At 68.9% G+C, this 21,176-nt stretch carries 23 protein-coding genes; 16 read left to right on the top strand and 7 right to left on the bottom strand.

Annotated elements, in window-relative coordinates; translation table 11 throughout:
• Nucleotides 1–20: 20 nt before the first annotated feature.
• From C265_RS23015 to C265_RS22990, 6 genes are all read left to right on the top strand, one after another.
• Entirely contained in the window at nucleotides 21–452 is a 432-nt protein-coding gene (locus C265_RS23015; protein ID WP_010812257.1) for a biopolymer transporter ExbD, read from the top strand.
• 150 nt (nucleotides 453–602) lie between these two features.
• Complete coding sequence (gene lpxK, locus C265_RS23010) at nucleotides 603–1,706, top strand: tetraacyldisaccharide 4'-kinase (protein WP_010812256.1); 1,104 nt, start codon at nucleotides 603–605, stop codon at nucleotides 1,704–1,706.
• Nucleotides 1,687–1,893 (top strand): Trm112 family protein, encoded by a 207-nt coding sequence (locus tag C265_RS23005; RefSeq protein WP_010812255.1) that lies wholly within the window; start codon nucleotides 1,687–1,689, stop codon nucleotides 1,891–1,893. The genes lpxK and C265_RS23005 overlap by 20 nt, the downstream gene beginning before the upstream one ends.
• Nucleotides 1,894–1,902: 9 nt before the next feature.
• The gene (gene kdsB, locus C265_RS23000; RefSeq protein ID WP_010812254.1) at nucleotides 1,903–2,712 is read left to right on the top strand and encodes a 3-deoxy-manno-octulosonate cytidylyltransferase; all 810 of its coding nucleotides are present in this window, start codon (nucleotides 1,903–1,905) and stop codon (nucleotides 2,710–2,712) included.
• Between the two features lie 382 nt (nucleotides 2,713–3,094).
• Nucleotides 3,095–3,760, top strand: a complete 666-nt coding sequence (adk, locus tag C265_RS22995; protein ID WP_010812253.1) for an adenylate kinase — start codon at nucleotides 3,095–3,097, stop codon at nucleotides 3,758–3,760.
• A 216-nt stretch (nucleotides 3,761–3,976) separates the two neighbouring features.
• Nucleotides 3,977–4,735, top strand: a complete 759-nt coding sequence (locus C265_RS22990) for a 3-hydroxyacyl-CoA dehydrogenase (RefSeq protein WP_010812252.1) — start codon at nucleotides 3,977–3,979, stop codon at nucleotides 4,733–4,735.
• A gap of 18 nt (nucleotides 4,736–4,753) precedes the next feature.
• On the opposite strand, the gene C265_RS22985 is transcribed toward C265_RS22990, so the two are convergent.
• Nucleotides 4,754–5,566 (bottom strand): helix-turn-helix domain-containing protein, encoded by an 813-nt coding sequence (locus tag C265_RS22985; protein WP_010812251.1) that lies wholly within the window; start codon nucleotides 5,564–5,566, stop codon nucleotides 4,754–4,756.
• Nucleotides 5,567–5,721: 155 nt separating this feature from the next.
• Between C265_RS22985 and C265_RS22980 the strand changes: the two genes are divergently transcribed.
• Nucleotides 5,722–6,501 (top strand): class I SAM-dependent methyltransferase, encoded by a 780-nt coding sequence (locus C265_RS22980; protein WP_010812250.1) that lies wholly within the window; start codon nucleotides 5,722–5,724, stop codon nucleotides 6,499–6,501.
• Nucleotides 6,502–6,516: 15 nt separating this feature from the next.
• Here the strand turns inward: C265_RS22980 and C265_RS22975 are convergent, their stop codons facing one another.
• Nucleotides 6,517–7,434: a LysR family transcriptional regulator gene (locus C265_RS22975; protein ID WP_010812249.1), complete on the bottom strand. Its 918-nt coding sequence runs from the start codon at nucleotides 7,432–7,434 to the stop codon at nucleotides 6,517–6,519.
• A gap of 103 nt (nucleotides 7,435–7,537) precedes the next feature.
• Here C265_RS22975 and C265_RS22970 point away from each other — a divergent pair, with 103 nt between their 5' ends.
• Complete coding sequence (locus C265_RS22970) at nucleotides 7,538–8,563, top strand: bile acid:sodium symporter family protein (RefSeq protein ID WP_010812248.1); 1,026 nt, start codon at nucleotides 7,538–7,540, stop codon at nucleotides 8,561–8,563.
• 56 nt (nucleotides 8,564–8,619) lie between these two features.
• On the opposite strand, the gene C265_RS22965 is transcribed toward C265_RS22970, so the two are convergent.
• Both C265_RS22965 and tsaE read right to left on the bottom strand, forming a co-directional pair.
• Nucleotides 8,620–10,122 carry an N-acetylmuramoyl-L-alanine amidase gene (locus tag C265_RS22965; protein WP_010812247.1) on the bottom strand — a complete coding sequence of 501 codons (1,503 nt, stop codon included), beginning with the start codon at nucleotides 10,120–10,122 and terminating at the stop codon, nucleotides 8,620–8,622.
• Nucleotides 10,116–10,628 (bottom strand): tRNA (adenosine(37)-N6)-threonylcarbamoyltransferase complex ATPase subunit type 1 TsaE, encoded by a 513-nt coding sequence (gene tsaE / locus C265_RS22960; protein WP_010812246.1) that lies wholly within the window; start codon nucleotides 10,626–10,628, stop codon nucleotides 10,116–10,118. Before tsaE ends, C265_RS22965 begins: the two co-directional genes overlap by 7 nt.
• Nucleotides 10,629–10,644: 16 nt before the next feature.
• Here tsaE and queG point away from each other — a divergent pair, with 16 nt between their 5' ends.
• On the top strand, nucleotides 10,645–11,850 hold the full coding sequence (gene queG, locus C265_RS22955; RefSeq protein WP_010812245.1) for a tRNA epoxyqueuosine(34) reductase QueG: 1,206 nt from the start codon (nucleotides 10,645–10,647) through the stop codon (nucleotides 11,848–11,850).
• Here queG and C265_RS22950 read toward each other — a convergent pair.
• Complete coding sequence (locus C265_RS22950) at nucleotides 11,847–12,740, bottom strand: AEC family transporter (RefSeq protein ID WP_010812244.1); 894 nt, start codon at nucleotides 12,738–12,740, stop codon at nucleotides 11,847–11,849. The genes queG and C265_RS22950 overlap by 4 nt on opposite strands.
• A 187-nt stretch (nucleotides 12,741–12,927) precedes the next feature.
• On the opposite strand from C265_RS22950, the gene C265_RS22945 reads away from it, so the two are divergent.
• The 6 genes from C265_RS22945 to plsY all read left to right on the top strand — a co-directional run bounded on the left by C265_RS22945 (nucleotide 12,928) and on the right by plsY (nucleotide 17,427).
• The gene (locus tag C265_RS22945) at nucleotides 12,928–13,599 is read left to right on the top strand and encodes a chalcone isomerase family protein (RefSeq protein WP_234788248.1); all 672 of its coding nucleotides are present in this window, start codon (nucleotides 12,928–12,930) and stop codon (nucleotides 13,597–13,599) included.
• Nucleotides 13,600–13,702: 103 nt separating this feature from the next.
• Nucleotides 13,703–14,671 (top strand): tripartite tricarboxylate transporter substrate binding protein BugE, encoded by a 969-nt coding sequence (locus C265_RS22940; RefSeq protein ID WP_010812242.1) that lies wholly within the window; start codon nucleotides 13,703–13,705, stop codon nucleotides 14,669–14,671.
• 106 nt (nucleotides 14,672–14,777) lie between these two features.
• Nucleotides 14,778–15,257: a methylated-DNA--[protein]-cysteine S-methyltransferase gene (locus tag C265_RS22935; RefSeq protein WP_010812241.1), complete on the top strand. Its 480-nt coding sequence runs from the start codon at nucleotides 14,778–14,780 to the stop codon at nucleotides 15,255–15,257.
• Nucleotides 15,254–16,192: a site-specific tyrosine recombinase XerD gene (gene xerD, locus C265_RS22930; RefSeq protein ID WP_010812240.1), complete on the top strand. Its 939-nt coding sequence runs from the start codon at nucleotides 15,254–15,256 to the stop codon at nucleotides 16,190–16,192. The genes C265_RS22935 and xerD overlap by 4 nt, the downstream gene beginning before the upstream one ends.
• Nucleotides 16,193–16,215: 23 nt before the next feature.
• The gene (locus C265_RS22925) at nucleotides 16,216–16,707 is read left to right on the top strand and encodes an aminoacyl-tRNA deacylase (protein ID WP_010812239.1); all 492 of its coding nucleotides are present in this window, start codon (nucleotides 16,216–16,218) and stop codon (nucleotides 16,705–16,707) included.
• A 111-nt stretch (nucleotides 16,708–16,818) separates the two neighbouring features.
• Nucleotides 16,819–17,427: a glycerol-3-phosphate 1-O-acyltransferase PlsY gene (gene plsY, locus C265_RS22920; protein ID WP_010812238.1), complete on the top strand. Its 609-nt coding sequence runs from the start codon at nucleotides 16,819–16,821 to the stop codon at nucleotides 17,425–17,427.
• A 29-nt stretch (nucleotides 17,428–17,456) separates the two neighbouring features.
• Here plsY and C265_RS22915 read toward each other — a convergent pair whose 3' ends face one another.
• Both C265_RS22915 and C265_RS22910 read right to left on the bottom strand, forming a co-directional pair.
• On the bottom strand, nucleotides 17,457–18,728 hold the full coding sequence (locus C265_RS22915) for an ATP-binding protein (RefSeq protein ID WP_010812237.1): 1,272 nt from the start codon (nucleotides 18,726–18,728) through the stop codon (nucleotides 17,457–17,459).
• Between the two features lie 52 nt (nucleotides 18,729–18,780).
• Nucleotides 18,781–19,524, bottom strand: coding sequence for a response regulator (locus C265_RS22910; RefSeq protein WP_010812236.1), 744 nt, complete (start codon nucleotides 19,522–19,524; stop codon nucleotides 18,781–18,783).
• Nucleotides 19,525–19,862: 338 nt separating this feature from the next.
• Between C265_RS22910 and C265_RS22905 the strand changes: the two genes are divergently transcribed.
• On the top strand, nucleotides 19,863–21,176 hold a 1,314-nt coding region (locus C265_RS22905), incomplete at its 3' end, for an MdtA/MuxA family multidrug efflux RND transporter periplasmic adaptor subunit (RefSeq protein ID WP_010812235.1).

The following is a 21,176-nucleotide window of genomic DNA, read 5'->3' as shown; positions in this document are numbered from 1 at the left end:
CGCCGAACGGAACGAACGCCATGCACTTCCGTTCCCGCCAGCGGCGCGAAGAGCCGGAGATCAACCTGATCCCGCTGATCGACGTGCTGCTCGTGATCCTGATCTTCCTGATGATCACGACCACCTACTCGCGCTTTACCGAGCTGCAGATCCAGCTGCCCACCGCCGACGCCGAGCGCGCCCAGCAGCGGCCGCAGGAGATCGTGGTGTCGGTGTCATCGCGCGGGGTCTACTCCGTCAACAGGCAGGTGATGGAGCAGAAGGACGTCACCAGCCTGGCCGACCAGTTGCGCGCCGCCTCGGGCACCAGTGCCGGCGGCCAGCCGCCGGTGGTGATCGTCAATGCCGACGCGCAGGCCAGCCACCAGGCCGTGATCAACGTGATGGAGGCCGCGCGGCTGGCCGGGCTGTCGCGCCTGACCTTCGCCACGCAGAGCGCGCAGCCGCGCTGACCCCGGGCGCCGTGGCGCATGCGGCCGGCGGGCTTGCCGCATGCGCTGTGCAATGCCCATAATGGTTGAGCCGCCTGCGCCCCCAGGGAGCGAAGCCGCGGGCGCACTACAATCCCATCCCAACCACCGACTCCACCGCCCGCCGCGCCCATGCCCGTTCCCCGACATGCCCTTGCCGACTTCGTGACCGCCCAGTGGCAACGCCGCGGCTGGTTCGCGTGGGCGATGCTGCCGTTCTCGCTGCTGTTCGGGCTGATCGCGCGGGTGCGCCGCCATGGCTACCAGCGCGGCTGGTTCAAGTCGACGCGGCTGCCGATGCCGGTGGTGGTGGTCGGCAACGTGACCGTGGGCGGCACCGGCAAAACGCCGGCGGTGATCGCGCTGGCACAAGCGCTGACCGAGGCGGGACTGCGCCCCGGCGTGGTGTCGCGCGGCTACGGCGTGGAACTCAAGCACCCGCGCCGCGTGAAGCCGACATCAAAGGCGTCCGACGTAGGCGATGAGCCGCTCCTGATTGCGCGCGCCACCGACGTGCCGGTCTGGGTCTTCCCCGACCGCGCGCTGTGCGCGCAGACCATGCTGGTATCGCACCCGGGCGTCAATGTGCTGCTGCTCGACGATGGCCTGCAGCACTACAAGCTGCAGCGCGACTTCGAGATCGTGATGTTCGACTCGCGCATGGGCGGCAACGGCCTGCTGCTGCCGGCCGGCCCGCTGCGCGAGCCGCTTTCGCGCCCGCGCGACGCGACCCTGATCAACGACCCCAACTTCCGCGCCACGCCCGACCGCCCCGGCATGTACGGCATGCGGCTGGAGCTGGACGATGCCTGGCAGCTGGCCGACCCCACCATGGCGCGGCCGGTCAGCGCCTTTGCCGGCCGGCGCGTGCTGGCCGCGGCCGGCATCGGCAACCCCGAGCGCTTCTTCGCCAGCCTGCGCGGCGCGGGCCTGACACCGAAGACGCTGCCGCTGCCGGACCACTATGACTTTGTCGCCGACCCGTTCGTCGACCATCCCGACGCGCTCGACGCCGACGTGATCCTGATCACCGAGAAGGATGCCGTAAAATGCGAGCGCTTCGACGACCCCCGCATCTGGGTCGTCCCCACCAGGCCCGTGATCGATGCCGGCCTGATCGAAAAAATCCGCCGCGCCGTGCTGGCGCAAATCAAACCCGCGCCGACCGCGCCGGCAACCACGCCCGGCGCCGCAGGGCGCAACGAGGAACACCGAGATGGACAACCGGCTGCTTGAAATCCTGGTCTGCCCGCTGTGCAAGGGCAAGCTGGAATACGACCGCGCCGCGCAGGAGCTGATCTGCCACGCCGACAAGCTGGCGTACCCGATCCGCGACGGCATCCCCGTGATGCTGGCCGACGAGGCCCGCCAGTCGGTGCCGGGCCGCGCGGTCAACCCGGACGGCCCTGCCTCCGGCAACTGAGTGCGCGCCATGACCGTCCCGGCGTTCACTGTTGTCATTCCCGCGCGGCTCGCTTCGACGCGCCTGCCTGACAAGCCCCTGGCCGATATCGGCGGGCGTCCGATGATCGTGCGCGTGGCCGAACGCGCGCATGCGTCGTCGGCGCAGCGCACCGTGGTCGCCACCGATGCGCCCGCGGTGGCGCAGGCCTGCGCCGCGCACGGCATCGAAGCCGTGCTGACCCGCGCCGACCACCCTTCCGGCACCGACCGCCTGTCTGAAGTGGCCGCCCAGCTGGGGCTGGCCGACGACGCCATCGTGGTCAATGTGCAGGGCGACGAGCCGCTGATCGAACCGTCGCTGATCGACGAGGTGGCGCTGCACCTGGCGCACCACGCCGACTGCGCCATCGCCACCGCGGCGCATCCGCTGCAGGACATCGCCGAAGTCTTCAATCCCAATGTGGTCAAGGTGGTATGCGACGCCGCCGGCCGCGCACTGTACTTCTCGCGCGCACCGATCCCGTGGGCGCGCGATGCCTGGTCGGGCGTGCCGGCCGTGCCCGCGGCGCTGGCACAAGTGCCGCTGCCCGGCATGCCGGTGCTGCGCCATATCGGGCTGTACGCCTATCGGGCGGGCTTCCTGCGCCGCTTCCCGACGCTGGCGGCGGCGCCGCTGGAGCAGACCGAGGCGCTGGAGCAACTGCGCGCCATGTGGCATGGCGAGCGCATTGCGGTGCTGCAGACCAGCGCCGCGCCGGCCCCCGGGGTCGACACCCCGGCCGACCTGGAACGGGTGCGCGCGCTGTGGGCGCAGTCGATGGCCCAGGAAGGGCCCTGACCAAACCGCCGGAAAGTGACCCGCGCGGGCGCCTGCCCGCTCAGGTTCATACAGCTGCAACCTGAACCAGGGGGCGGATTTCGGGCCGATTTGGCGCCGCCTCATGGCATAATGCTTGCCGATACAGAGCCGCCCGGCCGGCATGCGCAAGCGTGCCTCCGGCCAAGGCTCGGTGGGGAGATAAAGATAGAGCCCGTCCGGTGTGCCGCGCCGCCATCCCCCTGGCAGCCGCCGCCGGCCGTATGCGTGGGTACGCCTGAGCAGTGCCCGCGCTGAACGCAGTCAGAACGCATCAGGACCGCAGTAAGTCCTGCGTCAAGTTACGGCGTTACCCTCCTTCTGATCTCCCGCCATACAGATTAAAAACTCTGAGGACCCGTAAATGCGTTTGATCCTGTTGGGTGCGCCCGGCGCCGGCAAAGGCACGCAAGCCAAGTTCATCTGCGAGAAGTTCGGCATTCCGCAAATCTCCACGGGCGACATGCTGCGCGCCGCGGTAAAGGCCGGCACCCCGCTGGGCGTAGAAGCCAAGAAGGTCATGGACGCGGGCGGACTGGTGTCGGACGACATCATCATCGGCCTGGTGAAAGACCGCCTCAAGGAAGACGACTGCAAGAACGGCTACCTGTTCGACGGCTTCCCGCGCACCATTCCGCAGGCCGAGGCGATGAAGGAAGCGGGCGTGGCAATCGACTACGTGCTGGAAATCGACGTGCCGTTCGACGCCATCATCGAGCGCATGAGCGGCCGCCGCGTGCACGTGGCCTCGGGCCGCACCTACCACGTCAAGTACAACCCGCCCAAGACCGAGGGCGTGGACGACGAGACCGGCGAGGCGCTGATCCAGCGTGACGATGACAAGGAAGAGACGGTCAAGAAGCGTCTTGATGTCTATTCGCAGCAGACGCGTCCGCTGGTGGATTACTACTCGGAGTGGGCTGCCAAGGGAGATGCCTCGGCCAAGGTGGCGCCGCCTCAGTATCGGAAGATCCTGGGGGTGGGTAATGTCGATGAGATTACTGCGCGGGTGTTTGAGGCGTTGAAGTAATCGTTTCGACTGCTCAGTTTTATGCGTCATGAAAGCGGCCTTTGGGCCGCTTTTGTTTTGGCGATTGAATGGGGTCGCGCCTGGCAGGGATGGTTTCTGGCTTGGCGCCTAGCAAACCCACCCCTTGCACATCCCCCACCACCCCGTAAAATACCGCCAACGAATTGACGTTTACGTAAACGGCAACAAATACCCAATCCAAGGAGACAAGCCCAAATGCAAATCCAAGGCAACGTATTCATCGTCACCGGCGGCGCCTCGGGCCTGGGTGCAGGCACCGCCCGCATGCTGGACGAAGCCGGCGCCAGGGTCGTGATCGCCGACCTGAACGAGTCCGCCGGCCAGGCACTGGCGACTGAACTGGGCGGCCAGTTCGTCCGCTGTGACGTCACCTCCGAAGCCGACGGCCAGGCCGTGGTAGCGGCCGCCCAGGCACTGGGCCGGCTCTCCGGCATCGTCAACTGCGCCGGCATCGCCACCGCCAACAAGACCGTCGGCAAGAACGGCCCGCATCCGCTGGAAGCCTTCGACAAGACCATCCGCATCAACCTGGTCGGCACCTTCAACATGATCCGCCTGGCCGCCGCGGCCATGGTGCAAAACACCCCCGACAGCGAAGGCGAGCGCGGCGTGATCATCAATACTGCCTCGGTGGCGGCCTTTGACGGCCAGATCGGACAGGCCGCCTATGCCGCATCCAAGGGCGGCGTGGTGGCGATGACGCTGGCGATCGCGCGCGACCTGTCGCGCGACGGCGTGCGCTGCATGACCATCGCCCCCGGCATCTTCGAAACGCCGATGCTGCTGGGCATGCCGCAGGAAGTGCAGGACGCGCTCGGCAGGATGGTGCCGTTCCCGCCGCGCCTGGGCCGCCCGGCTGAATACGCCAAGCTGGCCCGCTCGATCATCGAGAACACCATGCTCAATGGCGAAGTAATCCGCCTGGACGGCGCGATCCGGATGCAGCCCAAGTAAAGCCCCGGCGCTGCCCGCTCAGCCGGGCAGCAGCATTACCAGCATCAAACCGGGCGCCGCCGCCGGCACCAGCGTCAGCTGCTCGAACTGCAGCGCGCCCTGCTGCGGATGGTGAAAGCCGCGGCGGCCGCCCTCGCGGTCTTCCACGTCCTGCGACAACCAGGCATCGCGGAAGGCCGCGCTCTCAGCCATCAGCCCCTCGATCAACGTACGCGTCGGCGCCTCGTCCGCATGGCGGATGCTGTGCGCGCGGAATTCCGCCACCAGCCGTGCCGCGCGGTGCGGCCAGTCTTCCACCAGCGCCATCAGCCCCGGCGACACGAACATCGCGCGCAGCAGGTTGCGCTCGGCGCTGGCGGCATCGAGCCAGCCGATAAACAGGTCCGCGGCGGCGTCGTTCCAGGCCAGCGCGGTCCATTGCCGGTCGAGCAGGTAGGCCGGCCCGCCGATGGCATGCACGCTGGCCAGCACCACCGGCGGCACGGTTTCGTCCGCGGCCTGCTGCGGGTCGCGGCGGCCCGCCAGTTCGAACAGGTAGGCGCGCTCGGCGCGCGACAGCCGCAGCGCGGCAGCCAGGCTGGCCAGCGCGCGTGCCGACAGCGATACCGGCCGCCCCTGCTCCAGCCACGTCACCCAGGTCGCGCTCAAGCCCGCCAGTTGCGCGACTTCCTCGCGGCGCAGGCCGGGGGTGCGGCGGCGCCGGCCCGGTGCGAGCCCGACATCGGCCGGCGCCAGCCGTTCACGGTGCGCACGCAGGAAAGCGCCCAGCACGGATTCGCGCGACGATGGCGATGCAGACGGGACAACAGCGGGATCGGCAGACAAGGGCATGACAGGCTGGTGCCGCTTATACCAGGATAAATCGGTAACTTGTACCGGGAAAACTGCCCGCCTACAGTATGCCGAACCCGCCTCGCGGGCAAGTCCCCTCCCCCAACAAAGAAGGCCGCCCGCCGACCTGGGCGTGGCCCAAGGAGCCCAGCACCATGCAACAGCAGGAACTCGTCGCCGCCCAGTTCGGCGCCACCGCCAGCGCCTACCTCACCAGCGCCGTCCACGCCAGCGGCGCGGACCTGCAGCAACTGAAAGACGAACTGGCCGCGCTGATCCCCGCAGCCAGCCGCCCGCGCAGCCGCGTGCTGGACCTGGGCTGCGGCGCGGGCCATGCCAGCTTCGCCGCGGCAGCGATTGCGGGCGAAGTGACGGCTTACGATCTGTCGGCGGACATGCTGGCTGTGGTCGAGGCCGCGGCGCGCGAGCGCGGGCTGGCCAATATCCGCACGCGCCAGGGCGCTGCCGAGCAGCTGCCGTTCGACGATGCCAGCTTCTGCGCGGTGGTCTCGCGCATGAGCGCGCACCACTGGCGCGACGTCCCGTCGGCACTGGCCGAGATCCGGCGGGTGCTCAAGCCCGGCGGCAAAGTGGTGCTGATCGATATTGCCGGTGCGCCGGATCCGCTGCGCGATACCTGGCTGCAATCGGTGGAACTGCTGCGCGATCCCTCGCACGTGCGCGATTACACGCCGGCGGGGTGGCAGTCGATGTTCGAGGCGGCAGGCTTTGGCGCCGATGGCATCGCCGTATCGGACATCTGGCGCATCGGCATCGAGTTCGACAGCTGGGTCAGGCGCATGCGCACCGCGCCGGTGGCCGTGGAGGCCATCCGCCACCTGTGGCAGATGGCGCCTGCGGAAGTGCGCGCGCACTATCGCGTACAGGCCGACGGCAGCTTTGAACTGGAAGCGGTGATGGTCACCGCGCGTTGACAGAGTGTGACCGGGTCAGGCCGCGGCGCTCATTGCGGGCGCCTCGGCGCGCACGGTCAGGCGGCGCACCAGGTCCCACACCGCCGCCGCGGCCGGCGACAGTGAACGGTCCTCGCGCCGGACCATGACGATGCTGCGCTCCTCGCACGGCACCAGCGGGCGCCACACCAGCGGCGACGCCGCCGGCAGCGGCAGCGAGAACGACGGCAGCACCGATGCGCCGATGCCGGCCTCGACCATGCCGAACACGCTCGCCGAGTGGCCCAGCTCCTGCACCACCAGCGGCACCACGCCATGCCGGCCGAACACGCGGTCGATCAGCGGCCGGCTGCCGGAGGCAAAGTCCAGCAGCACCAGTTGCATCCCATGCAGCGCCGCCCATGGCACCGAAGGCGACTGCGCCAGCGGATGGTCGCGCCGGCAGACAAAGCAGAACGGGTCGGTCGCCACCGGCTCCACCACCAGCCCGTCGCGCACCAGCGGATCGATCAGCACGCCAAAGTCCACGGCGCCGGCGCGCACCTGCTCCAGGCCGTCGGCCTGCACGTTGTCACGCACGGTCAGGCGGATCTCGGGGTACTGGGCGGCGCAGGCGGCCACGTACAGCGGCATCAGCCGGGCCGAGATCGTCGGCGCACCAGCTATCACTACGCGACCGCGATAGCGTTCACCAAGCTGGCGCGTCTCTTCCAGCGTGTCGTCGAGCTGCCCGAGCAGCCGCTCCAGCGCTGGCGCCAGCGCGTGGCCGGCCTCGGTCAGCACCACCTCGCGCGTGGTGCGGTCCAGCAGGCGCACGCCAAGTGCCTCTTCCAGCTCAGCCACGCCGCGGCTGACCGCAGGCTGGGTCAGGCCGACCACATCGGCGGCCCGGCTGAAGCCGCCGGTATTGGCCACGGCCAGGAAGACGCGCAACTGGCGCAGTGTGTAATTCATGCAACGGCCGGATAAATAGATTCTATAAATGAATTTGCATTCTAGACTTGGCTGGCGTCCAATACTAGGCAAAACCCTAACATTGCAGGATCCACCCGCAGTCATGTCTCGTATTGTCCGCAAGCTCAAGAAACTCTATGACCTGATCGACGGCTTCGTTCTCGTCATGTTGACGGCCATCGCCATTGCGCTGGCCGCCCCTGAAATCGGCGCCGGCGACGGCCCGCTGCACCTGGGCGTGGTGACCAGCCTGGGCGTGGCGCTGGTGTTCTTCCTGCACGGCGCGGCGCTCTCGCGCGATAAGCTGGTGTCGGGTGCCAAGCACTGGCGCCTGCATGTGTTCGTGCAGACCTTCACCTACGTGGTGTTCCCGGTGGTGGGCGTGCTGCTGATGCTGTCGCTGCGCAATACGCTGCCGCCGGACCTGCTGCTGGGCGTGTTCTTCCTGTGCGCGCTGCCGTCGACGGTATCGTCGTCGGTGGCCATGACCTCGATGGCGCGCGGCAATGTGTCCGGAGCGATCTTCAACGCCACCATCTCGGGCCTGATCGGCATGCTGGTCACGCCGCTGCTGATGGGGCTGGTGATCAGCGCCAGCGGCGCCTCGATGCCGCTGGGCAAGGCGCTCACCGGCGTGGCGCTGCAACTGCTGCTGCCGTTCGCGCTGGGGCAGATGCTGCGTCCGCTGATCGGCAGCTGGCTGGCGAAAAAGAAGCACATCACCAACAAGATCGACCGCGGCGTGATCGTGCTGATCGTCTATTCCTCATTCTGCGATGCCACCGCCCAGGGCCTGTGGCACCAGTACCAGTGGCAGACCATCGGCGCAGTGATGCTGATCGCCGCGGTGCTGCTGTTCGTGGTGCTGGGCTTTACCACGCTGACCGCGCGCCGCCTTGGCTTCTCTGTCGAGGACGAGATCACGGCGGTGTTCTGCGGCTCCAAGAAGAGCCTGGCCAACGGCATCCCGATGGCCAAGATCCTGTTTGCCGGCCATCCGGCGCTGGGCCTGCTGGTGCTGCCGCTGATGGTCTATCACCAGCTGCAGCTGATCGTGTGCTCGGTGATCGCGTCGCGCTATGCCGACCGCGATGCCTTGCAGGAGGACCAGGCCGCGGCGCGGGCCTGAGGCACGCAGCCATGAAAAAACCGGGGCATGCCCCGGTTTTTTTGTGCCCGCCAGACTCACACTGACGGATTCTTCGACAGCGGCGGATTGCGCGCGAAGTACGACCGGATCCCCTTCAGGATGGCATTGGCCAGCTGCTCCTGGTGCGCGTTATCGTTGAGCTTGCGCTCTTCTTCCGGATTGCTGATAAAGGCCGTCTCGATCAGGATCGACGGGATATCCGGCGCCTTCAGCACCGCAAACCCGGCCTGCTCGACGCTGCCCTTGTGCAGCTTGTTGATGCCGCCGATCTCGCCCAGCACGGCCTTGCCGACCTGCAGGCTGTCATTGATCTGCGCGGTGGTGGACAGGTCCAGCAGCACGCGCGCCACCTGCGCATCCTTGTTGCCCATGTTGGCGCCGCCGATCAGGTCGGAAGCGTTTTCCTTGTTGGCCAGCCAGCGAGCCGCGGTACTGGAGGCGCCGCGCTCGGACAGCGCGAACACTGACGCGCCGCGTGCCTCGGGCGACAGGAAGGCATCGGCGTGGATCGATACGAACAGGTCGGCCTGCACCCGGCGCGCCTTCTGCACGCGCACGTTCAGCGGCACGAAGAAGTCGGCGTCGCGCGTCATCATCGCGCGCATATTGGGCTGGGCATCGATCTTGGCGCGCAGGCGGTGCGCGATCTGCAGCACCACGTCTTTCTCGCGCGAGCCGGCGGCGCCGATCGCGCCCGGGTCTTCGCCGCCATGGCCGGGATCGATCGCCACGGTCAGCAGGCGGCGCATCTTGAAGGGCCGTTCGGCGGTGGGATTGTCGCGTGCGACCGGCGGCACCACCGGGGCATTGGGGCTCGGCACCGGCGGTGCCGACGGCCTGGGCCGGGCCGAGGCCACCGGCGGCGGCAACGGCGCGGTGGTGGGCGGCACCTCGCCCTTCTCGTCGAAGCGGCGCACCAGCGCGCCGATCGCGTCTTCCTCGGCACCGGCCGGCGCGCCGGCGATGCCATCGTTGCCCGGCGCCGGGTCCGAGGTGGCGAAGCGGCGCTGCTTTTCCTCGGTGTCGCGCACCAGCTTCCACAGCGGATCGGGCGGATTGACCGGGTACAGGTCGAACACCAGGCGGTTGCGGTAGCTGCCGATCGGCGCCAGCGTGAACACCTGCGGCGCCACGTTTTCCTTCAGGTCGAACACCATGCGGACCACGCGCGGGCGGTTCTGGCCGACGCGCACGGTCTGGATATAGGGGTCGTTCGGGGTGATCTTGGCCACCAGCTCGCGCAGCGTGGGCGACAGGTCCAGGCCGTCGATGTCCACCACCAGCCGGTCGGGGTCGCGGATCATCTGGTGCACGGCGGCCAGCGGGGAATCGGATTCGATGGTGACGCGGGTGTAGTCCTCGGCGGGCCACACGCGCACCGCGACGATGCCGGCGCCAAACGCGATCTGCGGGCCGGCCAGGGTCAGCACGGCCGTGCCCGCGCCCAGCTTCAGTGCCTGCGCCATCCATTTGCGGCGCGCCTGCAGCAGGCCGTCGGGTCCATCGGGGCGGTCGGTGGCAAGTCGCTTGATCAGCATGCGTTCAGCAGGGTAAGTCCAGTGTGAGTATAGGCGCGCATCGTCGCGATCCGCCGCTCGCCGGCATCATCCGCCCCGGCCATGTCCGATTGGAGCAACATGTGGAGATCCGGTTCCCCAAGCAGGCGGCCGGCCTTTTCCGGCCACTCGACCAGGTTGAAGGCCGGTTCGGCGAAGCAGTCGCGAAAACCCGCGTCGATCCACTCTTCGGGATCGGCAAAGCGGTACAGGTCGAAGTGGTAGACGGTCAGCGGCGAGCCGTCGGCGCGGGCCACCTCGTAGGGCTCGCACAGCGTGTAGGTGGGGCTGCGGACCTTGCCCGCATGGCCGAGCGCGCGCAGGATCGTGCGCGTCAGCGTGGTCTTGCCGGCGCCCAGGTCGCCGGACAGCTGCACATGCACCGTGCGCGGCGGCATGGCCTGCACGGCGGCGGCCAGCGCGGCGCCCAGGCGCGCGGTGGCGGCTTCGTCGGGCAGCGTCAGGGTGCGTTCTTCGAGCAAGGGCATTGCGTACAATTCAGGGATGATCGACCGAGTCGCCCCAGGGCAGGCAGATGCGCCACCTACCCCCGTTCCCGGCACCGCCGCCCACCTGGCCGCGGGCCCCGGGGAACTTGCGGCACTGGCCGCGTCGATCCGCGCATGGGGCGCGGAACTGGGCTTTGCCTCGGTGCGCATCGCCGATGTCGACCTCAGTCATGCCGAGCCGGGGCTGATGGCGTGGCTGGCGCAGGGCTACCACGGCGACATGGATTATATGGCGAACCACGGCCTGCGGCGCGCCCGGCCGGCCGAACTGGTGCCCGGCACCGTGCGCGCGATCGTGGCGCGGATGCCGTACCTTCCGGCTGCCGGCGCGCAGGCCGGCGCCACCGACTGGCGCCGGCACGAGCTGGCGCGGCTGGACGATCCGGCCACGGCGGTGGTGTCGCTGTATGCGCGCGGCCGCGATTATCACAAGGTGCTGCGCAGCCGTTTGCAGCAGCTGGCCAGCCGGATCGAGGCCGAAATCGGAAAATTCGGCTACCGCGTCTTTACCGATTCCGCACCCGTCATGGAAGTGGCGCTGGCCAGCCAGGGCGGGCTCGGCTGGCGCGGCAAGCATACGCTGCTGCTGGACCGCGACGGCGGCTCGATGTTCTTCCTGGGCGAGATCCTGGTCGACATCCCGCTGCCGGCCGACGCCCCCGAGTCCGGCCACTGCGGCAACTGCCACCGCTGCCTGGACATCTGCCCCACGCGCGCCATCGTGGCGCCGTACCGGCTGGACGCGCGCCGCTGCATCTCCTACCTGACCATCGAGCACAAGGGCCCGATTCCGGTGGAGTTCCGCGCGCCCATGGGCAACCGCGTCTACGGCTGCGACGACTGCCAGCTGGCCTGCCCGTGGAACAAGTTCGCGCATGTGGCCATGGTGCCGGACTTCGACGTGCGCAACGGGCTCGACGCGCCCGACATGGTGGCGCTGTTCCAGTGGACCGAAGCGGAATTCAACCAGCGGCTCGAAGGCAGCCCGATCCGCCGCATCGGCCATGAGCGCTGGCTGCGCAACCTGGCTGTGGGGCTGGGCAACAGCCTGCGCGCGGCGCTGTCGGGCACGCGCGCCGAAGACGCGGCCCTGGCCGCGCGCATCCGCGCAGCACTGCTGGAGCGGCGCGAGAGCGCCACGCCGCTGGTGCGCGAGCATATCGACTGGGCCCTGGCCCAGGGCGGCCCGCCGCCGGACTAGCTGACCAGCGCCAGCCACAGCGGCGTGGTCACGATCGCCGCCACCGTCATCAGCGAAATCGTCGCCGCCACCATCGGCCCGTTGCCGCCCATGCGCACCGCCAGGATATACGCGCTGGAGGCCGTGGGCAGCGAGGCATACAGCACCACGATCTGGTACTGCAGCGCGGTCAGCGGCAGGTGCCGCCCCACCAGCCATGCCACGCACGGCATCGCCAGCAGCTTGACCCCGGTCCACCAGGCCACCGGCCCCGCGGTACCGGTGGCACCGCTCATCTGCAGCCCGGCGCCCACCGTCATCAGCCCCAGCGCGGTCGAGGCCGAGCCCAGCCGGTTCAGCGTCATGCCCAGCACCTCGGGCGCATGCAGCCCCATCAGGTTGGTGAGCAGGCCGCCGGCAGTGGCCAGGATCAGCGGGTTGCGCGCCAGCTCTTTCCACAGCGCGGTCTGGCCGTGCCGCGCCAGCGCCCACACCGCCGCCACGTTGCACAGCGGCACCGTGCAGCCGACGATCACCGCCATCAGCGCCAGCCCCTCGGAGCCGCCCAGGCGCGAGGCCAGCGCCAGCCCGATATAGGAATTGAAGCGGAACGCGGTCTGCAGGCCCGAGGCAAAGCTCAGCGCATCCGGCCGCAACACCCATTTGACGGCGTAGCCGCCGGCCATGCCGGTGGCCATCACCAGCAGCGCCAGCCCCAGCATGGCCGAGGTCGACGAGAAATCCAGCACCGCGGTATTGGTCGACTGCAGCAGCAGCGCCGGGAACAGCACGAAGTAGACCAGGCGCTCCACCCCGCCCCAGAAGGCGCGGTCGAACGGGGTATACCGCACCAGCAGCCAGCCGATGAGGATCAGGCTGAAGTCCGGGACCAGCAGGAGAGCAGAAGACATTTATCGTTGTTTTGGTGGCGGTGGCATGACGCGGCAGCTGCCCTGCGGGCCGTCGCGCGGGATTGCGGCGGCGGTGGCGGGGGGTAGATAACGGCAAAAAACCGTAATGTGCGGACTAGGGCAGATACGGATAGGTATTTTTCCAGATTTAGGCCAGCATGGCATGCCAAGTTGTACGCCTGCCGCCATGTTGTCCCGCACCCGGTCCGCGCCGTCGCGCCCGGACACCCACCTCCGAGCCCCCTTCCGCCCTGGTCTGCACCCGGGCCGCTGCCTGCGCCTGGCCGCCGTGCTGGTGGCGCTGTGCGCCGCCACGGCCGCGGGCGCCGTACCGGTGCCGGCACGCTCGGTGGAAATCGAAGGGATACGTTTTGACGATGCGGCGCGCGTGGGCGGCAAGGAACTGCAGCTCAACGGCACCGCCCTGCGCGCGGGCTTCCTGGCCAAGGGCTACGTGGCCGCCCTGTACCTGCAGGAGAAAGCCCGCAACGCGGCCCTGGTGCTGGGCACGCCCGGCGCAAAGCGGCTACAGTTGCGCATGCTGCGCGAGACCGAACCGCCGGACGTCGTGCGCGCCATCCGCCAGGGTATCCGCAACAACCACAGCGAGCAGCAGATGCAGGGGCTGGTCACGCGGCTGGTACAGTTCGAGCGCACCCTGGGCGAGGTCGGCACCGCGCACAAGGGCGACGTGATCAACCTGGATTTTTCCCCGCAGACGGGGACCGTCATCGCCATCAACGGCACGCCTCGCGGCCGGCCGATCCCCGGCGAAGACTTCTACCAGGCCGTGCTGCGGGTCTTCCTGGGCGAGCGCCCGGTCGACGCCGAGGTCAAGCGCGGGCTGCTGGGCGGCTGACACAATTACGCTGCCGGCGCACGGCCCCACCTGTGGCACGGCGACGGCTTCTTTTCTTCCGGGCGGCACCCTGCCCGGATTTCCTGACGGGAGACATGATCTCATGCAAGCTGGCAAACTCGCACTGACCCTGGCCCTGGCCGCCGCCGCCACCGCGGCGCAGGCCCAGAGCTACCCCACCAAGCCGATCCGACTGATCATTCCGTTCGCACCCGGCGGCACCACCGACATCGTCGGCCGCGGCGCCGCGGACCAGATGAGCCGCATCCTGGGCCAGCCCGTGGTGGTGGAGAACCGCGCCGGCGGGGGCGGTTCGATCGGTGCCGACGCGATCGCCAAGGCCGCGCCGGACGGCTACACCATCGGCATCTCCACGGTCTCGACCATGGCCGTGAACCCGGCCTGCAACCCCAAGCTGTCGTACGACCCGATCAAGGACTTCAAGCCCATCACCAACCTGGCCAACGTGGCCAACGTGATCGCCGTGAACCCGAGCTTCCCGGCCAAGGACTACAAGGAGTTCCTGGCCGTGCTGAAGGCCAACCCGGGCAAGTATTCGTACGCCTCGTCGGGCACCTGCGGCTTCGGCCACATGCTGGGCGAGCAGTTCAAGGTCTCGACCAAGACCTTCATGGTCCATATCCCGTACCGCGGCGCGGGCCCGGCGCTGAACGACGTGCTGGCCGGCCAGGTGCCGATCATGGTGGACAACCTGCCCTCTTCGATCCCCTACATCAAGGCCGGCAAGCTGCGCCCGATCGTGGTGGCCTGGAACAAGCGCCTGGAATCCATGCCCAACGTGCCGACCTTCGGCGAAATGGGCCTGAAGGAGCCGAACGACCCGGCCTGGTACGGCCTGGTGGCGCCGGCCGGCACGCCTGACGACGTCATCAAGAAGCTCAACGAGGCCGCCGTCAAGGCCCTGCAGGACAAGGACTTCCAGCAGCGCCTGCGCACCGCCGGCGCCGAGCCGTCGGGCAACACGCCGGCGCAGCATGCGGCCGAGATCAAGAAGGAATTCGACAAGATGAAGAATCTTGTGAAGGTGCAGAACATCAAGCTGGAGCAATGATCCGGCCGGTGTGACGCCACCCGCAAAGGGCCGCCGCGAGGCGGCCCTTTTTTCTTGCCCGCGCCAAAAAGCACTAAAATCCAGCATTCGCCCCAGCCTGACCGCCATGCCCGCCACCTATGACGCCATCCTCCCCGCCCCCTTCGGCAAGATCGGGGTGCGCACGGACGGCGCGCGCATCCGGGCCATCGTGTACCTTCCCGGGCACGTCGAGGCGCGCGCCCCGGCGGACGCGCTGACGCAACAGCTCGCGGCGCAACTGGAGGCCTACTACGCCAACCCCGACGCCGCCTTCGACCTGCCGCTGGCCCCGGCCGGCAGCGACTTCCAGCAGCGCGTGTGGCAGGCCATCAGCGCGGTGCCGCGCGGCGCGGTGACCACTTATGGCACCATCGCCGAGGCCATCGGCGCGATGCCGCGCGCGGTGGGCCAGGCCTGCGGGCAGAACCCGTTCCCGATCGTGATCCCCTGCCATCGCGTAGTCTCGGCGCGCGGCATCGGCGGGTTCTCGCACCATGCCGAAGACGGCTTCTACCTCGACGTCAAACGCTGGCTGCTGCGCCATGAGGGCGCCATGCTGATATGAGCGGCGCCGCCCAGGCACCTGACATCGCCGCCGCGCCCAGCGACGCCGACGTGGCACTGGTCAGCCGCTTCTGCGACGCGCTGTGGCTGGAAGACGGCCTCTCGCGCAATACCATCGATGCCTACCGGCGCGACCTGACGCTGCTGGCGCGCTGGTTGCAGCATGAGCACCGCGGCGAGTTGCCGGGCGCGGACGACGGCGCGCTGTCGGCCTACTTCAACGCACGCCACACGCAGAGCCGCGCCTCGTCGGCCAACCGTCGCCTGGCGGTGTTCCGCCGTTTCTACCAGTGGGCGCTGCGCGAACACCTGGTCGAAGCCGACCCCTGCCTGCTGCTGCGCCCCGCCAAGCAGCCGCCGCGCTACCCCAAGACCCTGACCGAGTCCCAGGTCGACGCGCTGCTCGAAGCGCCCGACACCGACACGCCGCTGGGGCTGCGCGACCGCACCATGCTGGAACTGATGTACGCCAGCGGGCTGCGCGTGTCGGAGCTCACGCAGATGAAGACCATCGAGATCGGCCTGAACGAAGGCGTGGCGCGCGTGGTCGGCGGCAAGGGCGACAAGGAGCGGCTGGTGCCGTTCGGCCAGCAGGCCGGCGACTGGCTGCGCCGCTACCTGGCCAGTGCGCGCCCCGCGCTGCTGGCCGGGCGCGCCTGCGACGCGCTCTTTGTCACGCAGCGCGGCGAAGGCATGACGCGGCAGGCGTTCTGGCACCTGATCAAGCGCCATGCGCGCGATGCCGGCGTGCACGCGCCGCTGTCGCCGCACACGCTGCGGCACGCCTTTGCCACGCACCTGCTCAACCACGGCGCCGACCTGCGCGTGGTGCAGCTGCTGCTGGGCCACGCCGATATTTCCACCACCCAGATCTATACGCACGTCGCCCGCGAACGCCTGCGCGAGCTGCACCAGCAGCACCATCCGCGCGGCTGAGCAAGCGGGCGGCGACCACTGTCATGAGCAAGACCAGGCACGTATCAGAAACCCCCGCGACGCAGTACCTGCGCAAGCATGGCGTCGCCTTCGGCGAGCATCCGTATGACTATGTCGAGCACGGCGGCACCGGCGAATCGGCGCGCCAGCTGGGCGTTCCCGAGCACGACGTGATCAAGACCCTGATCATGGAAGACGAGCGCGCGCAGCCGCTGGTGGTGCTGATGCACGGCGACTGCTCGGTCTCGACCAAGAACCTGGCGCGCCAGGCCGGCCGCAAGAGCGTGCAGCCGTGCAAGCCCGAGGTGGCGCAGCGCCACAGCGGCTACATGGTGGGCGGCACCTCGCCCTTCGGCACGCGCAAGCGCATGCCGGTCTACGTCGAATCGACCGTGCTGGAGCTGGCGCGCATCTATATCAACGGCGGGCGCCGCGGCTACCTGGTCAGCGTGGACCCGAAGCTGCTGCCCATGCTGGTGGACGCCCAGCCGGTGCAATGCGCACTGCCTGACTGAGAGCCCCCCGCGCAAACCGAGGCAAGCCTCGATGCCAATCCGGGAAGTCACGGACGTAGCGAGGCCCCTGCCGCGCTACAATCGCGCCAGCCTGAAAACACCCCACTACACATGGCCAATCTGCTTTTCGCCCTCGCCGCCTACCTGATCGGCTCCGTTTCCTTCGCTGTGGTCGTCAGCAAGCTGATGGGGCTGCCGGACCCGCACTCCTATGGCTCCGGCAATCCCGGTGCCACCAACGTGCTGCGCACCGGCAACAAGAAGGCCGCCATCCTGACGCTGATCGGCGATGCCCTGAAGGGCTGGCTGGCGGTATGGCTGGCCGCGCGCTTCGGGCCGGCCTACGGGCTGAACGAAACCGGCCTGGCCTTGGTGGCGCTGGCGGTCTTCCTGGGGCACCTGTTCCCGGTGTACCACCGCTTCGCCGGCGGCAAGGGCGTGGCCACCGCGGCCGGCATCCTGCTCGCCATCGACCCGATCCTGGGCCTGGGCACGCTGGCCACGTGGCTGATCATCGCGTTCTTCTTCCGCTACTCGTCGCTGGCGGCACTGGTGGCGGCGATCTTCGCGCCGTTCTTCCATGTGCTGATGAACGGCGTGGATGTGATGACGGGGGCGATCTTCGTGATCAGCGTGCTGCTGATTGCTCGGCACCGGCAGAATATTGCCAAGCTGCTGGCCGGGAAGGAAAGCCGGATCGGGGAGAAAAAGAAGGTCTGAAAACGGCCTGAGGCAGCCCTGACGCCGGCTCAGGCCTCGGCTGCCCCGAACAGCATCTCCACCCGGAACCCGCCACCATCGGCATTCACCAGGTTCAGCTTCCCACCCGCCTGCCGCACCAGCCGGTCCACGATCGCCAGCCCCAGCCCGGAATGCGCATTGCCGCCCCGGGCCGGGTCCAGCCGCACAAAGGGCAGCGTGGCGCGCTCCTTGTCATCCTCGGGAATGCCGGCGCCCTGATCCTCCACCACCAGCAGGTAACCCTCCGGCGTGCGCGCGGTCGCGATGCATACCGGCGGCTTGCCATACGCGTAGGCGTTGTCGACCAGGTTGCCGACGATGCGGTCCAGCTGCGTGGCGATCATGCGGAAGCCCTCGCCCGCGCCCAGCGACAGCACCACCTGGCGCTCCTGCTCGGCCAGCGACGCGGCCAGCTCATTGACGCGCCGGTCCACCGGCACCGGCCGCGCGGTCGACTCGCTGGTCTGCGCGAAGCTCAGGAACTGCTCGACGATGGCCGACATGGACTCGACGTCGCGCGTCACCCCCGCGGCGGCCTTGGGATCGGCCAGCATCTCGGCGCGCAGGCGCAGCCGCGCCAGCGGTGTCTTCAGGTCATGCGCGATGCCGGCCAGCATGGTGTTGCGCTCCTGGTCGATGCGCGCCAGGTCGGCCACCATGCGGTTGAAACGCTCGATCAGCTGACGCAGCTCATGCGGGCCGCGCTCGCGCAGCGGCGGCACGGCGTGCTGACGCGACAGCAGCTCTGCCGCATTGGCCATGTCGCGCACCGGCCGCTGGATCTGCCAGGCGATCAGCACGGCAAAGACGATGGCCACGCCCACCACCAGCATCACGCCAGGCACCAGCCGGTTGTCGGGCGGCGGATTGTGGACCCAGAGGATCGGCATGGCGATCCAGCGGGCGCGGCTGGGCAGCTTGATCCAGATGCGCGGCGTGGTCTCGTCCTCCAGCCGGATCTCGGTGCCCTGCGGCAGCCTGCCGATGAACTGCTCGACCAGCCGGCGCGAGCGCCCGCCCTTGGGCACGACGGCATGCTCTTCGGCGTCGGCCGTGTTGGCCGTCTCCACCAGGCTGGGCAGCTTCGCCGGCGGACGCGCATCGAGCGCGCGCTCGATGCTGTCGAGCTGGAACAGCATCTGCTCGACTGAATAGTCCACCTGCTGCTGGCGGCGGTCCATGCGCAGGATGGCCAGCCATGAGAAATGGCTGATCACAAGCACGGCGGCAATCAGCAGCGCAATGCGGCCGAACAGGGTGTCGATGCGTCGCAACTTCATCGGAAAGCAGGGTCTGGTGGCATGCGGCGCCAGGGGGCGGGCGCCGCGGCCATTATTCGGGGAGTCCCGCGGACATCTCTTCCGCTTCGTCGGGCACGAAGGTATAGCCGCGTCCGCGCACGGTCTGGATATAGCGCGGGCGCTGTGCGTCTTCATCGAGCAGGCGGCGCAGGCGCCAGATCTGCACGTCGATGCCGCGGTCGCTGATGCCGCTGGCGCTGCCGTACATCAGCTCGACGATGCGCTCGCGCGACAGCACTTCGAGCGGATGCATCAGCAGCAGCTTGAGCAGCGCGAACTCGGTATCGCTGATCGACAGCGTCTGGCCGGCACGGCTCAGCGTGCGCTGGCGGAAATTGACGCGGAACGGGCCGAAGGCGACCGATTCGCGGTCCTCGGGCGCGGCCGCGGGGCGTGCCAGCTTGCGGCGCAGCACGGCGTTGATGCGCGCCAGCAGCTCGCGCGGCGAGAACGGCTTGCCGAGGTAGTCGTCGGCGCCGATCTCGAGCCCGACGATGCGGTCGATCTCGTCGCTGCGGGCCGTGAGCAGGATTACGGGGATGTCGTCGTTCTTGGCGCGCAGGTTGCGCAGCGCGGTCAGGCCGTCGACCTTGGGCATCATCAGGTCCAGCACGATCAGCGCCGGGCGCTCGCGCTCCAGGCGCGCCTGCAGGCCGTCGCCGTCATGCATCACCGAGACGGCAAAGCCCTGCTGGGTCAGGTACTCGCGCAGCAGGTCGCGAAGTTCGGGATCGTCGTCGACGACGAGGATCTGGGTAGGCTGGTTCGTTCGCATAGGCACATGATAGTCAGCCCCGGCGCCACACATGCCGGTTTGGCCGGGCGGTTTTGTTTCCGGAGGTTACACCCGGGGCGCTGGTAATCCGCTGTAATAAAAGCGCCGGGCGCCGAAATACGGGCGTCCGGGCCCGCACATTATCCTTGCGGCATGACGTGCCACCGGCGCCGCCGCATTGCGCGCCACACGGCACTTGCCGGCCTGCCGGCCACCCGCGGCGTGCCCCTCCACGCGGCGGGCCGGCGCCCGTGGCGTTGCGGCATACTGCTGCATCGTCACTTGCCAGACCGAACATTGCAGGCGCGCCGCGCGCGCCGCCCCCAGGATTTGCGGACATGTCCAACCCCGAACAAGGCCAGCCTACCCCCTCCCCGACCCCGTCTTCGCCTGCGCCCGAGGGCACTCCGCCGCGGCGCACCGGCCGGCGCCGGCTGATCGCCGGCGTGCTGGTGCTGCTGCTCGCGGGGGGCGCCTGGTACTGGTACGCCCATCGCGGCCAGGCGCCGCAGGAGACGGCCGGGGCTGCAGGCGCGCAGCGGGGCGCCAGCGGCCCGGGCGCGCGGGGTGGCGCCGGCGGCCCCGGCATGCCGCGCTCGCCCGTGGTGGTCGCCACCGTGGCCAAGCGCGATATGGATGTGGTGCTCAACGGCCTGGGCAACGTGACCCCGGTGTCCAACGTCACCGTGCGCGCGCAGGTGTCCGGCCCGCTGCTCAAGGTGCTGTTCAAGGAAGGCCAGATGGTCAAGGCCGGCGACGTGCTGGCCGAGATCGACCCGCGCCCGTTCCAGGCGGCGCTGGACCAGGCCGTGGGCCAGCTCGCGCGCGACCAGGCACTGCTGCAGAACGCCAGGCTCGACCAGCAGCGCTACCGCACCCTGCTGGGCCAGGACTCGATCTCCAAGCAGCAGGTCGATACCCAGGACGCGCTGGTGCGCCAGTACGAGGGCGTGGTCAAGACCGACCAGGGCAATGTCGCCAACGCGCGCCTGCAGCTGGGCTATACCAGGATCGTCGCGCCGGTGTCGGGCCGCATCGGCCTGCGCCAGGTCGACCCCGGCAATATCGTCAATACCAGCGACACCAACGGCATCGCGCTGATCACGCAGATCCAGCCCATCGCCGTGATGTACACCATCCCCGAGGACAACCTGCCCTCGGTGCTGAAGAAGCTCAACGCCGGCGAAGAACTTCCGGTGCAGGCGTGGGACCGCCAGGTGCGCAACCAGCTCGGCGAAGGCACGCTGCTGACCACCGACAACCAGATCGACGCCACCACCGGCACGGTCAAGCTCAAGGCGGTCTTCCCCAACGCCGACGGCATGCTGTTCCCCAACCAGTTCGTCAACGTGCGCACGCGCGTCGATACGCTCAGGGACGCCACCGTGATCCCCGTGGCGGCGATCCAGCGCGGCCAGCAGGGTACCTTCGTCTACACCGTGGATGACAGCAGCAAGGTCAAGGTGCAGGTGGTCACGCTGGGCCCGGGCGACGGCAGCCGCAATGCCGTGCTCAAGGGCCTGGAGCCCGGCCAGCGCGTGGTGGTGGACGGCGCCGACCGCCTCAAGGAAGGCATGACGGTGGAGGCCGTCGACCCGGCCGCGCGCGCCGCCGCGGTGGTGCCGGCCAGCCAGCCGCGCGGGCGCGGCCGC

The sequence above is a fragment of the Cupriavidus sp. GA3-3 genome (genome assembly GCF_000389805.1).
Taxonomy (GTDB): Bacteria; Pseudomonadota; Gammaproteobacteria; order Burkholderiales; family Burkholderiaceae; genus Cupriavidus; species Cupriavidus necator_D.
This window is presented reverse-complemented; position numbering and strand designations above follow the sequence as displayed.

What these genes read in the sequence shown, in the direction of transcription:
- lpxK (WP_010812256.1), top strand. Translation starts at nt 603, where the DNA reads ATGCCCGTTCCCCGACATGCCCTTGCCGACTTCGTGACCGCCCAGTGG.
- C265_RS22965 (WP_010812247.1), bottom strand. Translation starts at nt 10,122, where the DNA reads ATGCTGATCAAGCGACTTGCCACCGACCGCCCCGATGGACCCGACGGC.
- C265_RS22915 (WP_010812237.1), bottom strand. Translation starts at nt 18,728, where the DNA reads ATGAAGTTGCGACGCATCGACACCCTGTTCGGCCGCATTGCGCTGCTG.
- kdsB (WP_010812254.1), top strand. Translation starts at nt 1,903, where the DNA reads ATGACCGTCCCGGCGTTCACTGTTGTCATTCCCGCGCGGCTCGCTTCG.
- C265_RS22910 (WP_010812236.1), bottom strand. Translation starts at nt 19,524, where the DNA reads ATGCGAACGAACCAGCCTACCCAGATCCTCGTCGTCGACGACGATCCC.
- C265_RS22925 (WP_010812239.1), top strand. Translation starts at nt 16,216, where the DNA reads ATGAGCAAGACCAGGCACGTATCAGAAACCCCCGCGACGCAGTACCTG.
- C265_RS23005 (WP_010812255.1), top strand. Translation starts at nt 1,687, where the DNA reads ATGGACAACCGGCTGCTTGAAATCCTGGTCTGCCCGCTGTGCAAGGGC.
- C265_RS22980 (WP_010812250.1), top strand. Translation starts at nt 5,722, where the DNA reads ATGCAACAGCAGGAACTCGTCGCCGCCCAGTTCGGCGCCACCGCCAGC.
- C265_RS22950 (WP_010812244.1), bottom strand. Translation starts at nt 12,740, where the DNA reads ATGTCTTCTGCTCTCCTGCTGGTCCCGGACTTCAGCCTGATCCTCATC.
- xerD (WP_010812240.1), top strand. Translation starts at nt 15,254, where the DNA reads ATGAGCGGCGCCGCCCAGGCACCTGACATCGCCGCCGCGCCCAGCGAC.
- plsY (WP_010812238.1), top strand. Translation starts at nt 16,819, where the DNA reads ATGGCCAATCTGCTTTTCGCCCTCGCCGCCTACCTGATCGGCTCCGTT.
- C265_RS22985 (WP_010812251.1), bottom strand. Translation starts at nt 5,566, where the DNA reads ATGCCCTTGTCTGCCGATCCCGCTGTTGTCCCGTCTGCATCGCCATCG.
- queG (WP_010812245.1), top strand. Translation starts at nt 10,645, where the DNA reads ATGATCGACCGAGTCGCCCCAGGGCAGGCAGATGCGCCACCTACCCCC.
- tsaE (WP_010812246.1), bottom strand. Translation starts at nt 10,628, where the DNA reads ATGCCCTTGCTCGAAGAACGCACCCTGACGCTGCCCGACGAAGCCGCC.
- adk (WP_010812253.1), top strand. Translation starts at nt 3,095, where the DNA reads ATGCGTTTGATCCTGTTGGGTGCGCCCGGCGCCGGCAAAGGCACGCAA.
- C265_RS22970 (WP_010812248.1), top strand. Translation starts at nt 7,538, where the DNA reads ATGTCTCGTATTGTCCGCAAGCTCAAGAAACTCTATGACCTGATCGAC.
- C265_RS22975 (WP_010812249.1), bottom strand. Translation starts at nt 7,434, where the DNA reads ATGAATTACACACTGCGCCAGTTGCGCGTCTTCCTGGCCGTGGCCAAT.
- C265_RS22935 (WP_010812241.1), top strand. Translation starts at nt 14,778, where the DNA reads ATGCCCGCCACCTATGACGCCATCCTCCCCGCCCCCTTCGGCAAGATC.
- C265_RS22940 (WP_010812242.1), top strand. Translation starts at nt 13,703, where the DNA reads ATGCAAGCTGGCAAACTCGCACTGACCCTGGCCCTGGCCGCCGCCGCC.
- C265_RS23015 (WP_010812257.1), top strand. Translation starts at nt 21, where the DNA reads ATGCACTTCCGTTCCCGCCAGCGGCGCGAAGAGCCGGAGATCAACCTG.
- C265_RS22945 (WP_234788248.1), top strand. Translation starts at nt 12,928, where the DNA reads ATGTTGTCCCGCACCCGGTCCGCGCCGTCGCGCCCGGACACCCACCTC.
- C265_RS22990 (WP_010812252.1), top strand. Translation starts at nt 3,977, where the DNA reads ATGCAAATCCAAGGCAACGTATTCATCGTCACCGGCGGCGCCTCGGGC.